The sequence below is a fragment of the Vibrio splendidus genome (assembly GCF_003345295.1).
Taxonomy (GTDB): Bacteria; Pseudomonadota; Gammaproteobacteria; order Enterobacterales; family Vibrionaceae; genus Vibrio; species Vibrio splendidus_K.
Map to the genome: position 1 here is coordinate 2,822,798 of NZ_CP031055.1, position 16,519 is coordinate 2,839,316.

14 protein-coding genes are annotated in these 16,519 nt (G+C 45.2%); 8 read left to right on the plus strand and 6 right to left on the minus strand.

Going from position 1 to position 16,519, the window contains the following annotated elements; genetic code table 11:
- Positions 1-6 precede the first annotated feature (6 nt).
- Both tamB and tamA read right to left on the minus strand, forming a co-directional pair.
- Positions 7-3,765: an autotransporter assembly complex protein TamB gene (tamB, locus tag DUN60_RS12505; protein ID WP_114634041.1), complete on the minus strand. Its 3,759-nt coding sequence runs from the start codon at positions 3,763-3,765 to the stop codon at positions 7-9.
- A complete protein-coding gene (tamA, locus tag DUN60_RS12510; protein ID WP_065207460.1) occupies positions 3,762-5,474 on the minus strand; it encodes an autotransporter assembly complex protein TamA in 1,713 nt (570 codons plus the stop codon). Before tamA ends, tamB begins: the two co-directional genes overlap by 4 nt.
- 195 nt (positions 5,475-5,669) lie before the next feature.
- On the opposite strand from tamA, the gene msrA reads away from it, so the two are divergent.
- Complete coding sequence (gene msrA / locus DUN60_RS12515; RefSeq protein WP_017092969.1) at positions 5,670-6,299, plus strand: peptide-methionine (S)-S-oxide reductase MsrA; 630 nt, start codon at positions 5,670-5,672, stop codon at positions 6,297-6,299.
- Between the two features lie 109 nt (positions 6,300-6,408).
- Here the strand turns inward: msrA and DUN60_RS12520 are convergent, their stop codons facing one another.
- A complete protein-coding gene (locus DUN60_RS12520; RefSeq protein WP_004735283.1) occupies positions 6,409-6,609 on the minus strand; it encodes a DUF1107 family protein in 201 nt (66 codons plus the stop codon).
- A 252-nt stretch (positions 6,610-6,861) separates the two neighbouring features.
- Between DUN60_RS12520 and DUN60_RS12525 the strand changes: the two genes are divergently transcribed.
- The 7 genes from DUN60_RS12525 to DUN60_RS12555 all read left to right on the plus strand — a co-directional run bounded on the left by DUN60_RS12525 (position 6,862) and on the right by DUN60_RS12555 (position 12,475).
- A complete protein-coding gene (locus tag DUN60_RS12525) occupies positions 6,862-7,413 on the plus strand; it encodes a YtfJ family protein (RefSeq protein WP_017078800.1) in 552 nt (183 codons plus the stop codon).
- Between the two features lie 90 nt (positions 7,414-7,503).
- On the plus strand, positions 7,504-7,794 hold the full coding sequence (locus DUN60_RS12530) for a DUF2607 family protein (protein ID WP_017078801.1): 291 nt from the start codon (positions 7,504-7,506) through the stop codon (positions 7,792-7,794).
- A 41-nt stretch (positions 7,795-7,835) separates the two neighbouring features.
- Entirely contained in the window at positions 7,836-8,573 is a 738-nt protein-coding gene (gene zrgA, locus DUN60_RS12535) for a zinc uptake protein ZrgA (protein WP_114634042.1), read from the plus strand.
- A 139-nt stretch (positions 8,574-8,712) separates the two neighbouring features.
- Positions 8,713-9,429, plus strand: coding sequence for an ABC transporter ATP-binding protein (locus DUN60_RS12540; protein ID WP_019824198.1), 717 nt, complete (start codon positions 8,713-8,715; stop codon positions 9,427-9,429).
- Positions 9,426-10,685 (plus strand): ABC transporter permease, encoded by a 1,260-nt coding sequence (locus DUN60_RS12545; RefSeq protein ID WP_054548270.1) that lies wholly within the window; start codon positions 9,426-9,428, stop codon positions 10,683-10,685. The genes DUN60_RS12540 and DUN60_RS12545 overlap by 4 nt, the downstream gene beginning before the upstream one ends.
- A gap of 14 nt (positions 10,686-10,699) precedes the next feature.
- Complete coding sequence (locus DUN60_RS12550; protein WP_114634043.1) at positions 10,700-11,215, plus strand: DUF3299 domain-containing protein; 516 nt, start codon at positions 10,700-10,702, stop codon at positions 11,213-11,215.
- 351 nt (positions 11,216-11,566) lie between these two features.
- Positions 11,567-12,475, plus strand: a complete 909-nt coding sequence (locus DUN60_RS12555) for a TIGR03899 family protein (RefSeq protein WP_114634044.1) — start codon at positions 11,567-11,569, stop codon at positions 12,473-12,475.
- Positions 12,476-12,640: 165 nt separating this feature from the next.
- On the opposite strand, the gene cysC is transcribed toward DUN60_RS12555, so the two are convergent.
- The 3 genes from cysC to cysN form a co-directional block, all read right to left on the minus strand.
- Entirely contained in the window at positions 12,641-13,261 is a 621-nt protein-coding gene (gene cysC / locus DUN60_RS12560) for an adenylyl-sulfate kinase (protein WP_114634045.1), read from the minus strand.
- A gap of 24 nt (positions 13,262-13,285) precedes the next feature.
- Complete coding sequence (locus DUN60_RS12565; RefSeq protein WP_017080873.1) at positions 13,286-15,010, minus strand: SLC13 family permease; 1,725 nt, start codon at positions 15,008-15,010, stop codon at positions 13,286-13,288.
- 65 nt (positions 15,011-15,075) lie between these two features.
- A complete protein-coding gene (gene cysN, locus DUN60_RS12570) occupies positions 15,076-16,506 on the minus strand; it encodes a sulfate adenylyltransferase subunit CysN (RefSeq protein WP_017083766.1) in 1,431 nt (476 codons plus the stop codon).
- Positions 16,507-16,519: the final 13 nt, after the last annotated feature.

Genomic DNA, 16,519 nt, shown 5'->3' on the forward strand with positions numbered 1-16,519 from the left:
AAAGTGTTACTCGAATTCAAACTGATAGAGAAGATCCACAGCACTGTCTAGACCCGATACAGCCTCAACGTAGAGATCCTGCATCAATCGATAACGAACGGTAAACTCGCCTAACGAGTTAAAGATACCCACACCATACTTCACCTGTAAACCAGGCAGAATGTAGCCACTTACCGTTACTTGTGAGTCATCCCCAGAGCCTGCTGTATCCAGTTGTAAATCTTGTACACCAAAGGCTTCACCGATTTCGCCAACAACCTTACCACTCTTCGCCAAACTCAAACCGATCAAGGTTGTTGTCATCGAACCGCTCGACTCGCCATCAATATCTTGGCCACGCAGAATATAAGACAGCGCGTTCGCTTGTGGCATCGCTGGATCAGAGTAAATCTCGATGGTCGGCTCTGTCGCAGGGCCTGTCACTCGAATACCTGCTGTCACATCATCCTGAGTATTATCAGGGTTACGAATCGCATTGATGGCTACATATGGCTGATCCGGTGGACCATTCATTAGAATTTTACCCTCTTCGATCAAGAGGTCTTGCCCGAATGATTGGTAAGTACCATCGACGATATTCACTTCACCAGTGATGAATGGGCCTTGGTCTTTTTGAGCTACATTGAGCTTACCAACCAAGTCGCCTTCAAGACCGAAGGCAGACAATTTAAAGTCATCACCAATGGAGATATTAATATTGGTCATCACATTGAATGGGATCGTATCTTCACTTTCAGGCTCAAGGTTTTTATTCAATATCACTTGATCGGAAGACACACCAACCGCTGACGGTGGTAAGTCTTCTACCACAATTCGTCCCCATGGTAGTGCTATGTCACCCGTAATTTTTGCCAGCTCGGGCGTGACGTCAATAGTCATATCAGGTACGACCTTAACCTTGACCATCGGCGGGATATCAACCATCAACTCATCGGCAAAAACTCTAACGCTAGAGTGCCATGCTTTAAGATCTTGCCAATCTCCGGTTCCCTCAATATCAAGGTGACCGTCAGGTGTTTCTACATTCGCATCCAGTTTTGCACTATAACCATCAAAATCGAGGTCGATGCGGCCATCTTTCACATCAACAGGCGTAACGTCACCTTTGACTTGAATACCATCAACCGAGAACTGACCAAAAACTTGAGGGTGCATCAAAGAGCCTTTAACTTGAAGGTCACTCTCGAGGTCAGCTTTCAACAGACTGTACTCACCTAGGATTGGTTGTAAGAAATCGAGATGGAACGTGGTCAGCTTAATTGCTGCATCGACCATTTTGTCTTCGGCAAGAATATCCGGTAACGACACCTTACCAGACAGGTCGCCATTGTCGGAAACATCCAACTTAAAATCGGCATCCAGTTTGTTGTCTTTCAGCTGGGCATTCAATGCAACGCTTTCCCAACCCAGTGTGATTGGCTCACCAACTTGTTGAACAACCTGACCTTTAGGCATATCAACGCTTACCGTAACCTCAGGTTCACCTTGTTCAGACCACTTAGCATGGGCATTTGCATTGACTAAGCCCTGTAATTGCGTCTCTTTAGGCACAAAGGCTTTAATCTGCTCGAAATCGAATTGATTGATGGCCACCTTGGCCTCACCCGATTTTCCGACACGAACGTCTTCATCCAAACACACACTCGAACCAGATTGTTTCCAACAGTGCGCTTGAACATCGGCAAACTGTTTATCGACATCCGCCTTTATCGCGACAGGTTGATCTAATACCCAAGGGCCTTGCTGAGTGGTTATTTTGACGCGGTCTAACGACCCATCCCAAATAATAGAAGGCTTTTGAATCAACTCACCAGAGATGGCCAAACTTGTCGACACGATGTCGGATATCACATCAAGTGTCACTGTGTGTTTCTTCTCGCCACCACTGACCGTGAGATCAATGCTTTCCACGCTTTGATCTTGATAGGTTAAGTTCTTAGCTTTGAGTACAAGATCAGCTTGTGCTTCAGGTAATGGAAGAGGAACCACAGAGCCATTAAGCGACAAAGATTCTAGTGTTGCTCCGTTATTCCAATCTACCTTATCCACATTTAGAGCGAGATCGACTTCCGGCTCTTTCGTTGGACCACTTAGCTGGATGTTACCAATCACTTTACCTTTCAAATCAGGGACACTTTTTACAAGCTCAGGGAAGTAGATCTCAATACCCATGTCCCATTTCTTATCAAGCTCACCTAAAGCCTTAATCGAGTTAACACCGTGAGCCAAGCTTAAACCGCTGGTTTTCAGCTTTGGTTCACCGCTCGCGTTGCGATCCGACGCAGACAACTGACCTTCGATATCCAGAGGGTACTCTCGCAAGATCCCTTCAATATCCAGTTTAGGCAATTCAATCGCCCAGCCGCCCGCTTCCGTCAACTCACCCGAGGTGACGATGCTTCCGCTAATGTTACCCTCGGCTTCTGGCCATTGCAGGCCCGGCTGAATGTCTTTGAGTGTCACGTCAGCTTGCCAGTTAACGAGACTCTTCCAATTCGCTTTAACGACACCGTTAAGTTCACCGCCTAGCGTGTTTAGCTTTAGACGCTCGAGCTCAATCTGTTCCGTCGTGCCTTTACCCTGTAGATCGATTGATAACTCAGGGATTTCCTTACCATCGGCCTCACCTTTAAGTAGAACATTGAAACCATCTAGTGAGCCATTAGCTTTGAATTGCTCAATTGTCGCTTGGTAATCGCTTTTTCCGGTAAGAGGCCACTGCGCTTGTCCGCCCTCTAAAAGAAGATCAAATGGTAGAGTTGGCTCTAAGGATTGAATATCCCCAGACAGCTTTGCCTCAATCAGCTGAGAAAACTCAGAATCTAAGTGCAGCTTAGCTACGCTTCCTTGTGCTTTTAGTGATAATTTCTGACCAGCGAGGTCGGTTTCTTTCACTAACGCATCCAAAGAAAGTTCTAGCGGATAGTCGCCCTTGAGCTCAACTTTCGTCGTTAGATTTGCGCTTACTTGTGGCATATCGAGTTCGAGAGTGGAAACATCAACCGTGTGTTTACCCGCCTTAGCTTCAAGGCCAAGGTGGTTGACAATAATTGGCGTTTCTTGTTCTAAGGTGAAACGGTTTAGGTCAAAACGCTCAAGTACAACCTGCAAAGGAATTAAAACTTCAGGTAGCTCGATCGCTGTTTTAGCGGCGGTTTCTGGCTCGACAGTTTCTGCTTGCGGTTCTTCTGTCGACTCCGCGAGTTTAACCTTCAGATCATTGAATAAGGTTGGCGATACCGTCAGCTTTTCACCTTGCATACTCAAAGCCGTAGAGAACAGGCTCCATTCAATTTCATGTCCCAAGATATTTAACTTGATATCAGACAAAGCGATACGGTTGATCACAATTGGCAACGGTGTTTTTACCGATGTTACGGGCGGAGTCGGTTCTGTTTCTTCTGTAGAGGGTGGAGGCAGTTCAGTAAATGCGAAGTCCAACCCTTGAATCGCTAAACGATCGACACACAGCTTAGGATCAAGCAAACAACGAGGATTAATCGCCAAGTTCAGCTTTTGAACCTTGGTGTCGATATGCAGGCTGTCATCTTTAAACTGAACATTATTAAGCGTAAAGCTTGGGAAAAGTGCCCCTTTGGTACTTTCCACTTTAAGTTGTGGCAATGCTTTTTCAGCGCCCCACAGCACAGTGTTCAACCCCGGGTTAGTGAACAAAACAAAACCGAGCAGGGCTATCAACAACAGCAAAATAGACGTCAATGAGATCGACGTCCACTTGATGAATTTGCCCATCACTTTGATCATAATTCTGGCCCTAAACTAAAGTGTAACTGGAACTCATCACCTTTTGCTGCATCTAGGCCCCAAGCAAAATCTAGACTCACTGGACCAACGGGGGACGCCCAACGCACCCCAACACCGGTGCCGTGCTTCCACTCTGGTTTGTCATTAAATGCATCACCAATATCGTAGAATGCTGCGCCCCACCAGTTTCCAACCAAGCGGTATTGGTATTCAAACGAGCTGGTTGCGATGAATTTCGCACCCGTTAATGCACCACTTTTATCGCGAGGAGAGATCGACTCATAACCGTAACCACGAATGCTGTTATCACCACCGGCAAAGAATCTTAGGGAAGGAGACAGCTTCTCAAACTCGTCGGCAAAGTTACCGCCAAATTGAAGCCGAGTTAGGCCTCGGTGGTTATCGCCAATGCTTCGAATCCAAGCGGTTTGGCCTTGAAAACGAACAACCTTAGTTTCGGATAACAAGGTATCATCGGCCGCTTCAAACATAATGGTTTGTTTATCGCCCCACATCGGCATCGAACCACCTCGCGTTCGAGTTCGTGAGAAAGAGAAACCCGGCAAAACAAACTGTGCCAAGTCATCTTGTAAACCTTGTTCATAGTTTTCGACCAAGTATCGAATGAACACCGTGCGTTGCCAGCCGTTATCTAGGCGCCAGTACCTTTCTAAGGCGAGGTTTGACTCCAAACTTTTGGTATCTCGGTTATCCAAGTTCTTCATACCGTACTTAATTTGATAGTAGTCATTAAGCACGTCATCCAATGGGATTTTATAAGCCGCGGTAATCGTCTGCTCGGGCTTGGAGATCGACAAGCTACTATTGAAGCTATGACCTTTCTCGTTAACCCAAGGTTTTTTCCATTTGAGAGTGCCTTTCACGCCCAAGTCTGTTGATACACCGATACCTGTTTCGATTTGGTTACGCGCTTGCGGAGCAAGGCTAACCTTCATCGGGATTTCTCGGCCTTCGCCTAACTGGCTTAAATCTGGTTCAACAAATACCGAGGAGAACCAATCCGTATTGGACAGGTTTTGGTTGTACTCGCCGACTTTGGTAATTGAGTAAGGTTCACCATCTTCAAACGGCTTGAGAGATTGCACTTTGTCATCTTCAATTTGACTGCCCGTCACAGTGGTTGTACCAAAGTGATAGCGGATGCCACTGTTATAATGAAGGCGGACATAAGCACGGTTTAATTCGGGGGCGACTTCTAGCTTGCTAAGATCATACGCCCCATCGAAGTAGCCTTTCGCTAATCCAAGGTTGCGGATCGATGATTTCAAAGAATCATAATTGCCATGATTCAGAATCGAACCTTTAGACAGCTTACTCCTAGCTATCAAAGCCAAAAAGTCAGGATCATCTTTGGCTTCACCAGTCAGAACAATATCTGAAGTATAAATAACAACAGGCTCTCCCGGCTCAACCGTAACGGTCATTTCGGTATCATCTTGGGAGTGAGAAAATGTGATCTTAGGGTGGTAGTAACCTAACGCATTCAGGGCTTCTTTTATCATAGACTCCAAGCGAGATTGGAACCTTAATGAAACCGAGTACTCTTCTTCAGGAATCGCACTCAGATAAGCATCAACATTATCCTCAAGCGCTCCATTAAGCCCTTTAATTTCAAGGGAAACATCAGCGAAAGCGAGCGTCGATGACAATAGAGTGCCAATCAGAACTGGTAAAGTTTTTCTTATCATGCTTAATTGGTGAAGAAGTTATCAATACGTTAATAAATGAAAAGAAATAATACCGCTAAAAAGACATTGAGTCTGTAATAAATCTTGGAATAACACGGTCTAATTTAAAGACTTAATCAATATGAACCAGCCGTTAATATGAACCTGGATCTAATGTTAACTTAAGCGGTAAACGTATGCGAAAAGGAATATAACATGCTAAACAAACAACAACTGGTTTCCGCAGCAACCGCATTACCGGGAAATGCAGACCCAATCCGAATCACTGAGCGCCATTTTGTCAATCAAACTGACTTGCTCGATGCTCCTATGGGTTCCCAACAAGAAGTCCTACTTGGTATGGGATGCTTTTGGGGAGCTGAGCGTTTGTTTTGGCAACTTGATGGTGTTATTTCCACATCCGTTGGCTACGCTGGTGGATACACAGTCAATCCCACTTATGAGCAGGTATGCAGCGGACAAACCGGTCATACCGAAGTCGTTCGTGTCATTTTTGATAGCGAACAAACATCTTTAGCTCGAATACTTGAGACCTTTTGGGAGCGCCATAACCCCACCCAAGGTATGCGCCAAGGCAACGACTTAGGGACTCAGTACCGCTCCGCGATATACACATTCAGCGAACAGCAACAAGCCGTCGCCGAGCACTCTAAACGTGAATATCAACGAGCAATGACTGAATCATTAGGCAACGAGATCACGACGGAAGTTCTGCCTGCTGGAAAATATTTTTTCGCAGAAACCTACCACCAACAATACCTAGCCAAAAATCCTAACGGTTACTGTGGGTTGGGTGGTACGGGTGTGTGCTTCCCTCCGCAATAATGTGTGTTAGGCATACAAACTAGAACAACATCCATTAAAAAAGGGCTCCGCTAGGAAGCCCTTTTTCATTGGGAATCTATTTTACGCAATGCCAATCTATAACAGTCAGTTACACCGGCAGCGCAGCAATCGTGCCGTTAACTTCTTTAAAAATAGTGAGCTTTTGTTTGTCTGAAACTTCAGGAAGAAGCACTTTGCCTTGGTCGAAGCGAAACTCTCCGATACCCTCAATAGCAAACTGGCCTTTGAATAGGACTTTAACGAAACGTGCCACCTGATGTGGACGGTAAGTAGAAAATTTTCTTAACATAATACAACCTCAATTCCATTTGAGTACTACAGTCACGTACCTAAACACTAACGTATTCAAAGCACATTCAATCGCTAATTCCTTTAGCAAACAGCAAGATAATCTATTGTTCATCTCGATATTGATGCATTATACCTTTTGGTAACAAGCCTGCAACTTATTTCTACGTCGTACGATAAAAAAGTTAAAGAGGCATTTTTCAAATTTCATATTATACTTCCAGAGCAAACCAATAAGCGGAACAAAAATATAATGAAAAACAAAACTCTACTGGCTTTTTTAGCCGCAGCCTCTCCACTCTTCGCCAATGCTCACAACCTATCTGTAGGTACAACTCTACCTGCTGTCGATGTTAGCAACTATGGTGAAATCGTACTAAACGACGGAAATACCGGATATCAAGCTTGGGCAACCAATGATCTTCTAGGTAAAGTTCGCGTCGTTCAAGCTATTGCAGGCCGTAGCAGCTCGAAAGAGCTCAACGCACCACTGATGGCAGCCATTACAGCATCTAAATTCTCAGAAGACAGCTACCAAACCACGACCATCATCAACCAAGATGATGCGATTTGGGGTACTGGGTCTTTTGTTAAATCGTCAGCAGAAAGTAGCAAAGAAGAATTTCCATGGTCTTCTATGGTGCTAGATGAAGACGGCACGGTAGCGTCATCATGGGCTTTAAAAGAAGAAAGCTCTGCGATTATCGTTCAAGACAAGCAAGGTAAAATCTTGTTTGTTAAAGAAGGGGCATTAAACGAATCAGAAGTCACTCAAGTCATTGAGTTGATTAAAGCGAGCCTTTAATAAGATATTCGCGTCTTTTTCGAGACCTGACCAAAGGATATTGTTATATTATAACAGTATCCTTTTTTAATTCTGTGGTTAATCATACTCATGTGGCAAAACACACCTAACAATGTGAAACGCAAAACAGGCTTCTTGCTTGGGCTGATGCTCATGTTAAGCGTGTTAGCGGCAACACATATGGTGGATATTGACCCCGATCACCACACTTCGCATCACTGTGAGCTGTTTTCGATAAATCAGTTCATTACTGCGCACTCACTGCCACAAGTTCCAGAGTTCCATTCAGAATTTACAGCCACTATTACAGAGTCAGTAATTTCGTTACAGCGCCTGTATTTCGCTTATTTAGCACGTTCACCTCCTGTAAATATCGCTTAATTACCACTACTTTTTAATTAACCTTTATTCAGGAAAAAAACATGAAACCTACTATTTTAGCCGTTGTTATCGGCATGACTGTCTCAACGAATGTTCTAGCTAACGAAGAATTCCGCTCTCACGAAGCACACGTGCACGGTAAAGTTGAAGTGAACATCGCTCAAGATGGGCAAGAGCTGCTTGTTGAAGTAACAGCTCCCGGCGCTGATGTGGTTGGCTTTGAACATGCTCCAGAAACTGCCGAGCAAAAGAAAGTGTTTGAACAAGCTATCGCGCAACTGAACAAGCCAGAAGAACTATTTGGTTTCAACAATGCAAGCTGTACTTTGAAGTTCAAGTCAGTGACGAACACCCTAGAAGACGATCATGATGACCGTGAAGGCCATGACCACGCTGAAGGCGAACATGACGACCACGAAGGCCATGACCACGCGGAAGGCGAACATGACGACCACGAAGGCCATGACCACGCTGAGCACGATCATGACGACCACAAAGACCATGACCACGCGGAACACGATCATGACGACCACGAAGGCCATGACCATGCAGAACACGGTCATGATGACCACGAAGGCCATGACCATTCAGAAGGTGGCCACGGTGAATTCACGGTTGAGTATCACTACCAATGTTCAGACATTGCGAAGCTAGATACGGTGAGCACTCAATGGTTCTCTAAGTTCAGCAACACAAAATCAATGACGGTAAACCTGCTAACTGACAGCGCTCAAATTCAAGAAGTGCTTAACGCAGATCGTATTAGTTTTCGATTCTAATCAGTATTAGATTGAATTAAACGTAGATAAGCAGCCAAGTAAGTATTCACTTACTTGGCTGTACAAATCGGTGTGCTCTGGGAATTTATTATTCGAATAACTGTCCAGTAGATACACCGCTTTAATTATTGGAGCTAATATGTCTTCTGACAGTTCATCACTTGTCGTCAAACTCGAAAATATCAGCTTTCGTTGGAAGCCTGAGTTGCCCCCAACGCTAGAGATCCCCTCACTGCATATCCAAGCCCAAGAGCACCTTTTCATCAAAGGGCCTAGTGGTTGCGGGAAATCAACATTGTTAGGGTTACTGACCGGAATCAACCAAGCTGAACAAGGCGAAGTATCTATCCTTGGCCAAGATCTCACACAGCTAACACCTCGCCAGAGAGACAAATTCAGAGCCGATCATATTGGTTATATATTCCAACAATTTAACCTGCTTCCTTACTTGTCAGTCATCGACAACGTGACGCTTCCTTGTCAGTTTTCTAAGATTCGTAAGCAGCAAGTCACTGAAAGTCAGAACAGCCTGCAAGCAACCGCTCAAGAGTTGTTGCTCAGATTAAAGCTACCTCAAGCTCTAATGGACAAGCCCGTTACCGAGTTGAGTATTGGTCAACAACAACGTGTTGCTGCCGCTCGTGCTTTGATCGGCCAACCCAAAATCATTATTGCCGACGAACCGACATCGGCTCTGGATCATGACAACCGAGAAGCCTTTATCGAACTGTTGCTAGAACAAGCGAATCAGGCGGGTTCTACCCTGATCTTTGTTAGTCACGATCCAACATTAGAAAAACTGTTCACTCGAACCATAGATTTAAAAACCGTTAACCAAGCTAAGGTTGTCGTATGAAAGTAATTACTCACTTAGCCTTAAAAAGCGTACTCAACCGTAAAGCCACAGCCATTCTAACTATTCTCACTGTGGCGGTGTCAGTCATTCTATTACTCGGTGTGGAACGTGTAAGAACCGAAGCTAAGAGCAGCTTTGCGAATACGATTTCAGGTACTGACCTTATCGTCGGTGGCCGCTCTGGTCAGGTAAACCTGCTGCTTTATTCCGTATTTAGAATCGGTAATGCGACCAACAACATCGACTGGAAAAGCTATGAAGAATTTAGCCAGCACAACGCTGTAAAGTGGGCGATCCCAATCTCATTGGGTGACTCACATAAAGGCTTCCGCGTAATGGGCACGAACCATAGCTACTTCGAGAATTATCGCTATGGAAGTAAGCAACCACTTACTTTTCAGCAAGGCAAAGAGTTCAATCAGCTATTTGATGTCGTGATTGGTGCCGATGTCGCGAAGAAGTTAGATTACAAGATTGGTGATCACATCATTCTGGCGCACGGTATCAGTGATGTCGCCTTCAGTCGCCACGACAACCTGCCCTTCACCATTGTCGGAATACTCGCGCCAACCGGCACACCAGTAGATAAAACGGTGCATGTTTCGTTAGAGGCCATTGAAGCGATTCACGTTGGTTGGGAATCGGGGGCTAACCTCGGGCACACACCGAATGCTGAAGCGCTAAAGCAACGTGACTTCCAACCGAAGCAGATTACCGCGATGATGGTTGGCCTTAAGTCGAAGATCCAAACCTTTGCACTGCAACGAGAGATCAATAACTACCGCCAAGAACCTTTGAGCGCCATTATGCCAGGCATTGCGCTTCACGAATTATGGGGAATGATGGCAGTAGCAGAACAAGCACTACTGATTGTTTCAGGGTTTGTTGTAATCGCGGGACTGTTAGGGATGCTGAGTAGTCTACTCACTAGCTTGCAAGAAAGACGTCGAGAGATGGCTATTCTGCGCGCGATGGGAGCAAGGCCTCGTCATGTGTTTGGTTTACTGATCAGTGAAGCAAGTGCCCTAACCTTCCTCGGTATCACATTGGGTGTTGCCGTGTTGTTTGCCCTGATCGCAGTAGTTGCTCCTATTGTGCAACAAAGTTATGGTATCAACATATCGATATCCGCAATCACACCTCATGAGTGGAAACTGCTTATTTTGGTGCAAGTTGCCGGAATCATTATCGGCTTTATTCCCGCTTTCAGGGCTTACCGTCAGTCATTGTCTGATGGCATGACTATTCGAATCTAAAATAGGAACCTACGATGCAACGCAAATTCCTACTGATACTTGGGTTACTTATGTTCCCATTTGTCAGCACAGCTCACGCTGAAACCACTCAGACTGACGAATCGGTATTAACACTCGATTGGATTGACTTGATTCCAGAGTCAGAGCGAGCACAACTCGACTCATTTGGCATGCCGATGGTTAACCACGACAGTATGGACAAACCTCAACAATCGACACTTGGCGCTGTTCGCCCAGAGCTGAATGGCAGCACAGTCAAGATTCCTGGCTTTGTGATTCCATTAGAAGGCGATGAGAACATGATCACTGAGTTTCTGCTGGTACCGTACTTTGGCGCATGTATTCACGTGCCACCGCCACCACCAAACCAAATCATCTACGTGAAGTTCCCTAAAGGTGCACCAATACAACAGTTATGGGATGTGATCTATTTAGTGGGTACGCTGAAAACCGAGTCAATAAGCCATGACTTGGCGCAAACTGGTTATCTTATTGAAGGTACTGCGATTGAAGAATATGACGACATGTAGTCATTAGAAGGGTGGCTCAAGGATGAGCTGCCGTCACTGAACGAGCGAAATCATTCAATAACAGTTTAATAACGATTGTTTTATTCTAAATTACGCGATGTAATTAGATAAGTACGCTAGAACAGCGACATAAGTGGCGAGTAATAACCCTATACTAAGCTGTTTCTTCAGCTTGTTATCATTGACTTGATTCATAACTCCTCCTTGAGAATTACAACAAATTTAACATTTTATTATCATTAGCAAAAGTAAAATTTTGTTGAAACCTTCAACTCTGCACGCAAAATCTAGCCACCAATAAGATAAAGAGTTACATTTTAGACAGTTAAGTCGTCTCCTAACGGTACTCTTATGTCAGAAACTAAACAGCCAGTGATCATTGAGCATGCTAGCGATACACAGCAAAAGCATGAGAAAAAGCCTCATATTGCCGACAGTGCAAGCAGAGTGCTGCACATCGCACAAAGCTTCGGCCTCGATTCCTTAATTAGTCATAGTACAACGCCAAACGATAAAGCTGAGAGTACGCTTATCGAACGGGCACTATTACGAGAGAAAAAACGTAGAGAGCTTCGCCAAAAGAACCTAGAACAAATTCTAAAGTTGGCACACTCTTCATGTAAGGATGAAGCGGCTGGAGACCCTGATCAGGACTGGCTATACCGCTTCTTCGATATGGCACAAGAGATCCACAATACATCGATGCAGAGGCTATGGGCTCAAGTACTGAAACGAGAAGTCACCAACCCAGGCTCGACGTCAATGAAGGCGCTTCAGATCTTAAAAGACATGACACCAAAAGAAGCGCTCACCCTGCAAAGAGCCGCGTCACTGGGTTGTAGCTTTGGTAGTGATAACAGCAGGAAACTATTACTCGGCTTTAAATCCCATGCTGGAATCTTCAGCTTTGGCAAAAGGGACACCACCAACACCATCAACCTTGGTGGACACAACCTGCCCTACTCTAGTTTGCTCCACTTGATTGAACTCGGGATTATTCTAGGAACAGAATTAGAATCTGGAGAGATTGATTTCGACCCAGCTCTACACCTAACTTATCAAGGTAAGGGCATGTCACTGGCACCGTTATCAAAAGGCGTGAAGCTGGTTTACTATCGATTCAGCCCAACAGGCAATGAGCTTTGTACCTTGCTTGGCAACAAGCCAAACACGCAATATTACGACCAACTGATTGCGCTATTGAGCCAGAAATTCACGGTTCAGACAGAAGTTAAAAGCAGCGTAAATTACACCGTCTAGACACTCGACGGTGCAAAAAATAGACGGTGTAAAAGTGGAGTGTATTGAAAGGAATAAAGAGAATCTAGAGGATAGGTTTCTTGTCTCGGTAAACCAAGGCTGCACGACTTATCAGTCATAAATCAATAGATAAGTAAGTGCTCAGCCTTAATCATACCAACGATCTCAATTGGCTAAAATATTACGCTTCTCTAACGCATCAATACACAGCTCGACCAATTCATCGAGTGTCTTCTCACCTGCGGGTAAATTAATCTCAGGGTTCTGAGGCGCTTCGTAAGCTGAACTAATACCAGTGAAGTTCGGGATCTCTCCAGCACGTGCTTTCTTATACAGGCCTTTAGGATCACGCTGCTCACAAACCTCAAGTGGCGTGTTCACAAACACCTCTAAAAACTCGCCTTCAGGTAGCAAGTCTCGCACTAACTGTCTTTCAGCTTGATGTGGGGAAATAAAAGCAGACAACACAATTAAGCCCGCATCTGCCATCAGCTTAGCGAGTTCACCAATACGACGGATATTCTCTCGGCGATCCTGCTCAGAGAAGCCAAGGTCGCTACATAACCCATGACGCACATTATCGCCATCCAATAGGTAAGTATGGTAACCAAGCTGTGCCAAGCGACTTTCTAATGCTCCAGCGACTGTCGACTTCCCAGAACCAGATAATCCCGTGAACCAGAGCACGGCTGGCTTTTGTGATTTCAGATCAGAGCGGAATGTTTTATCAATCGAGTGTTGATGCCACACAACATTCTCATCTTTTGGTTTGAGTACTGCGGTCATAATTAGTCCTTTAAATAAACAGCATTAAAATGGGAAAAAATAAGGAATTAGGGTCAGCACCAAACCCGAATAAACAATCGAGATTGGGATGCCGATGCGCAGATAATCCGTAAGGTGGTAATTACCTACGCTATAAACAAGTAAGTTGGTTTGGTAGCCGTATGGCGAAATAAAACTGGCACTGGCACCAAACAGAACCGCCATAATAAACGGCATTGGATCGACGCCATAGCCGACGGCCATGCTGTAGCCAATGGGAAATGAGAGTGCCGCTGCCGCATTATTGGTCACCAACTCAGTCAGGACCAGCGTCATGAAATAGGTCGCGACTAGCGCTCCAAACACGCCCCAGCCATTAAAGGCCTCCATAAACATCAGCCCCATTCGCTCAGACAACCCAGATGAAATCATCAGTTGAGCAATAGAGAGTGCCGAACCAACGATCACGACAATATCGACGGGGAAGCGGCGGCGAAGCTCACCAAGTTGTACTACACCAAATGCCACCAGCAATAATAAAAATCCCGCCAGCCCTTTAATAATCGGGACTACATCAGCGAGCGATAACCCAATCACACTGGCAAAACCGAGCAACACAAACGTCGATTTATCGGCATCAAGCTTAGCGCTTGAGTCTAGGTCGTTCATCAACACAAACTCTTTATTGTGTTGTTGACGCTGTTCTTCAAAACGTTTTCCTGGAACCAAAATCAAGGTATCGCCAGCGGTTAACGTGATGTTTCCAAGGCCACCTTCAAGGCGTTCATGACCACGACGAATGGCAACCACAACCGCATCGAAGCGATCTCTGAACTGGCTGGTTTTGAGGGTTTTATTACAGAAACTTGCAGACGAACTGACTACGACCTCAACAAAGCTCTGGCCGTTCAGGTGGTGCTGACCAAACAGAGTTAGCCCTTGGATCTCTTGCAGTGTCGCAACACTCTCGACATCACCACAAAACAGTAGTCGATCACGAGCTTGAAGAATAAAATCAGGGTCAATAGACGCGGTTGTTTTACCGTCTCGAATCACTTCCGCCAAGAACAGTTTTCTCAATGCTCTGAGGTTATTCTCGCTAACGCTGCGGCCAACTAAAGGAGAACCAGGTTCCACTCTTGCTTCTAAAAAGTAAGGCAGATCATCTTGAGATCCATCATCGTAGCTTGGTAGGAAGTAACTCAGCGGAATAAGGATCAACACACCACCGACCAACACCGCTAAACCGATCAAGGTCGGTGTGAAAAAGTTTAAACTTGGCAAACCCGCATCTTCAACAAAGCTATTGATGATCAAGTTGGTAGAGGTGCCGATCAATGTCAGCGTTCCACCTAAGATGGCAGCGTATGACAAAGGGATTAGCAGTTTAGATGGCGCATGCTGTTGATTACGTTTGATCGCCCCGATCAAAGAAACAACCACCGCCGTGTTATTAGTAAAAGAAGAAAGTAACGCTGTGGAAATACCCAACTTCGCAACCACGGTACCTAGCCTACCTTCAGAGATATTTCGGCTAACCCAACTGATTAAGCGAGTTTTCTCCAACGCACTTGATGCGAGGATAAGAAGAATTAAAGTCAGTAACGAGGAGTTAGTGAAGTTATTGGCTAAGCTCGACAAATCGATCATGCCAGCCATAAAAGCAATAAACGCCGCGCCAGCAAAGATAAAGCTTGGCTTAATACGGGTAACGAGCAGGCAAGTAATGATGCCGAGCAAAATCGCTAATACAAATCCTTGTTGCCACATATACCCGTCCTTTATGGCGGAAACGATGGGTTTCCGCCTGATTCAATAAGCTGTTACTTAGTCGTTTATGACTTCAGTAATTGGCTTAGATCTTTGGCATCCCAATGAGGGAAGTGCTTGCGTACCAATGCGTTGAACTCAAGTTCAAATGCAGAGAAGTTACCGACTTGCTGTTCAACAGAGTCCAAACGGTCTCGAATCAAACCAGCACCAACCGTCACGTTAGTTAGGCGGTCGATAACAATGAAACCACCGGTATCGGCACTCTCACGGTATTTATCCAGCGCGACAGTCTCGTTCAATGACCATTCACACAAACCAATACCATTCAGTGGCAACTCATCAACAGCGTAAGTCGACAAGTTGTTGATGTCATATTGGTGACGAACCGTTTCAACCTGACCGACGGTTTTCTTGCCTGCGATTTTGATGTCGTAGGCTTTGCCCGGTTGCAGTGGTTGCTCTGTCATCCATACGATGTCAGCCAATACATGGTTAGTTGATTCAATTTGAGCATTTTCCAGCACAATCAAATCACCACGGCTGATATCGATTTCATCTTCAAGAGTCAGTGTTACTGCCAAGCCCGCTTGTGCTGATTCAAGTTCACCATCAAAAGTCACAATGCTTGCCACCTTAGAGGTTTTACCTGAAGGCAACGCCTTGATTTCATCACCCACGCTGACACGACCAGAAGCCACGGTGCCGGCAAAGCCACGGAAATCTAAGTTAGGACGATTGACATACTGCACAGGGAAACGGAATTCGCCCGCAGAACGTTTTTGGTCAATGTCGACGTTCTCTAACACTTCTAATAGAGATGGACCTTCAAACCATGCAAGCTCTTTACTTGGCGCTGCAACGTTAATGCCTTCAAGCGCGGAAACCGGCAGAATTTGAATGTTAGTTTCGCCTTCTAGGTTTTCAGCAAACTCTAGATACTGATCGCGAATCTCTTCAAAACGATCTTGCGAGTACTCGACGAGATCCATTTTGTTGACTGCGACGATGAAGTGCTTCAAACCAAGCAGGTTAGAAATAAACGAGTGACGACGTGTTTGATCCAGAACGCCCTTACGAGCATCAATTAAGATCACCGCTAGATCACACGTTGAAGCGCCGGTTGCCATGTTGCGCGTGTACTGCTCATGCCCTGGGGTATCAGCAATAATGAATTTACGCTTTTGAGTCGAGAAGTAACGATAAGCCACATCGATAGTAATCCCTTGCTCACGCTCAGCCTGCAAGCCATCAACAAGCAGTGCTAAATCAGGCTTCTCACCTGTGGTACCCACTCGTTGGCTATCAGAGTGAACCGCTGCTAGCTGATCTTCATAAATCTGTTTTGTATCATGGAGCAAGCGACCGATTAACGTACTTTTACCGTCATCTACCGAGCCACAAGTTAAAAATCTAAGCATAGATTTATGCTGATGCTGACTTAGATAACCTTCAATCCCTAGTTCAGCCAATTCGGCTTCTACTGCACTATTCATTTTTCTTTCCTTA

What these genes read in the sequence shown, in the direction of transcription:
- DUN60_RS12525 (WP_017078800.1), top strand. Translation starts at nt 6,862, where the DNA reads ATGAAAAACAAAACTCTACTGGCTTTTTTAGCCGCAGCCTCTCCACTC.
- DUN60_RS12550 (WP_114634043.1), top strand. Translation starts at nt 10,700, where the DNA reads ATGCAACGCAAATTCCTACTGATACTTGGGTTACTTATGTTCCCATTT.
- zrgA (WP_114634042.1), top strand. Translation starts at nt 7,836, where the DNA reads ATGAAACCTACTATTTTAGCCGTTGTTATCGGCATGACTGTCTCAACG.
- tamA (WP_065207460.1), bottom strand. Translation starts at nt 5,474, where the DNA reads ATGATAAGAAAAACTTTACCAGTTCTGATTGGCACTCTATTGTCATCG.
- DUN60_RS12530 (WP_017078801.1), top strand. Translation starts at nt 7,504, where the DNA reads ATGTGGCAAAACACACCTAACAATGTGAAACGCAAAACAGGCTTCTTG.
- msrA (WP_017092969.1), top strand. Translation starts at nt 5,670, where the DNA reads ATGCTAAACAAACAACAACTGGTTTCCGCAGCAACCGCATTACCGGGA.
- DUN60_RS12545 (WP_054548270.1), top strand. Translation starts at nt 9,426, where the DNA reads ATGAAAGTAATTACTCACTTAGCCTTAAAAAGCGTACTCAACCGTAAA.
- DUN60_RS12540 (WP_019824198.1), top strand. Translation starts at nt 8,713, where the DNA reads ATGTCTTCTGACAGTTCATCACTTGTCGTCAAACTCGAAAATATCAGC.
- cysC (WP_114634045.1), bottom strand. Translation starts at nt 13,261, where the DNA reads ATGACCGCAGTACTCAAACCAAAAGATGAGAATGTTGTGTGGCATCAA.
- tamB (WP_114634041.1), bottom strand. Translation starts at nt 3,765, where the DNA reads ATGATCAAAGTGATGGGCAAATTCATCAAGTGGACGTCGATCTCATTG.
- DUN60_RS12565 (WP_017080873.1), bottom strand. Translation starts at nt 15,010, where the DNA reads ATGTGGCAACAAGGATTTGTATTAGCGATTTTGCTCGGCATCATTACT.
- cysN (WP_017083766.1), bottom strand. Translation starts at nt 16,506, where the DNA reads ATGAATAGTGCAGTAGAAGCCGAATTGGCTGAACTAGGGATTGAAGGT.
- DUN60_RS12555 (WP_114634044.1), top strand. Translation starts at nt 11,567, where the DNA reads ATGTCAGAAACTAAACAGCCAGTGATCATTGAGCATGCTAGCGATACA.
- DUN60_RS12520 (WP_004735283.1), bottom strand. Translation starts at nt 6,609, where the DNA reads ATGTTAAGAAAATTTTCTACTTACCGTCCACATCAGGTGGCACGTTTC.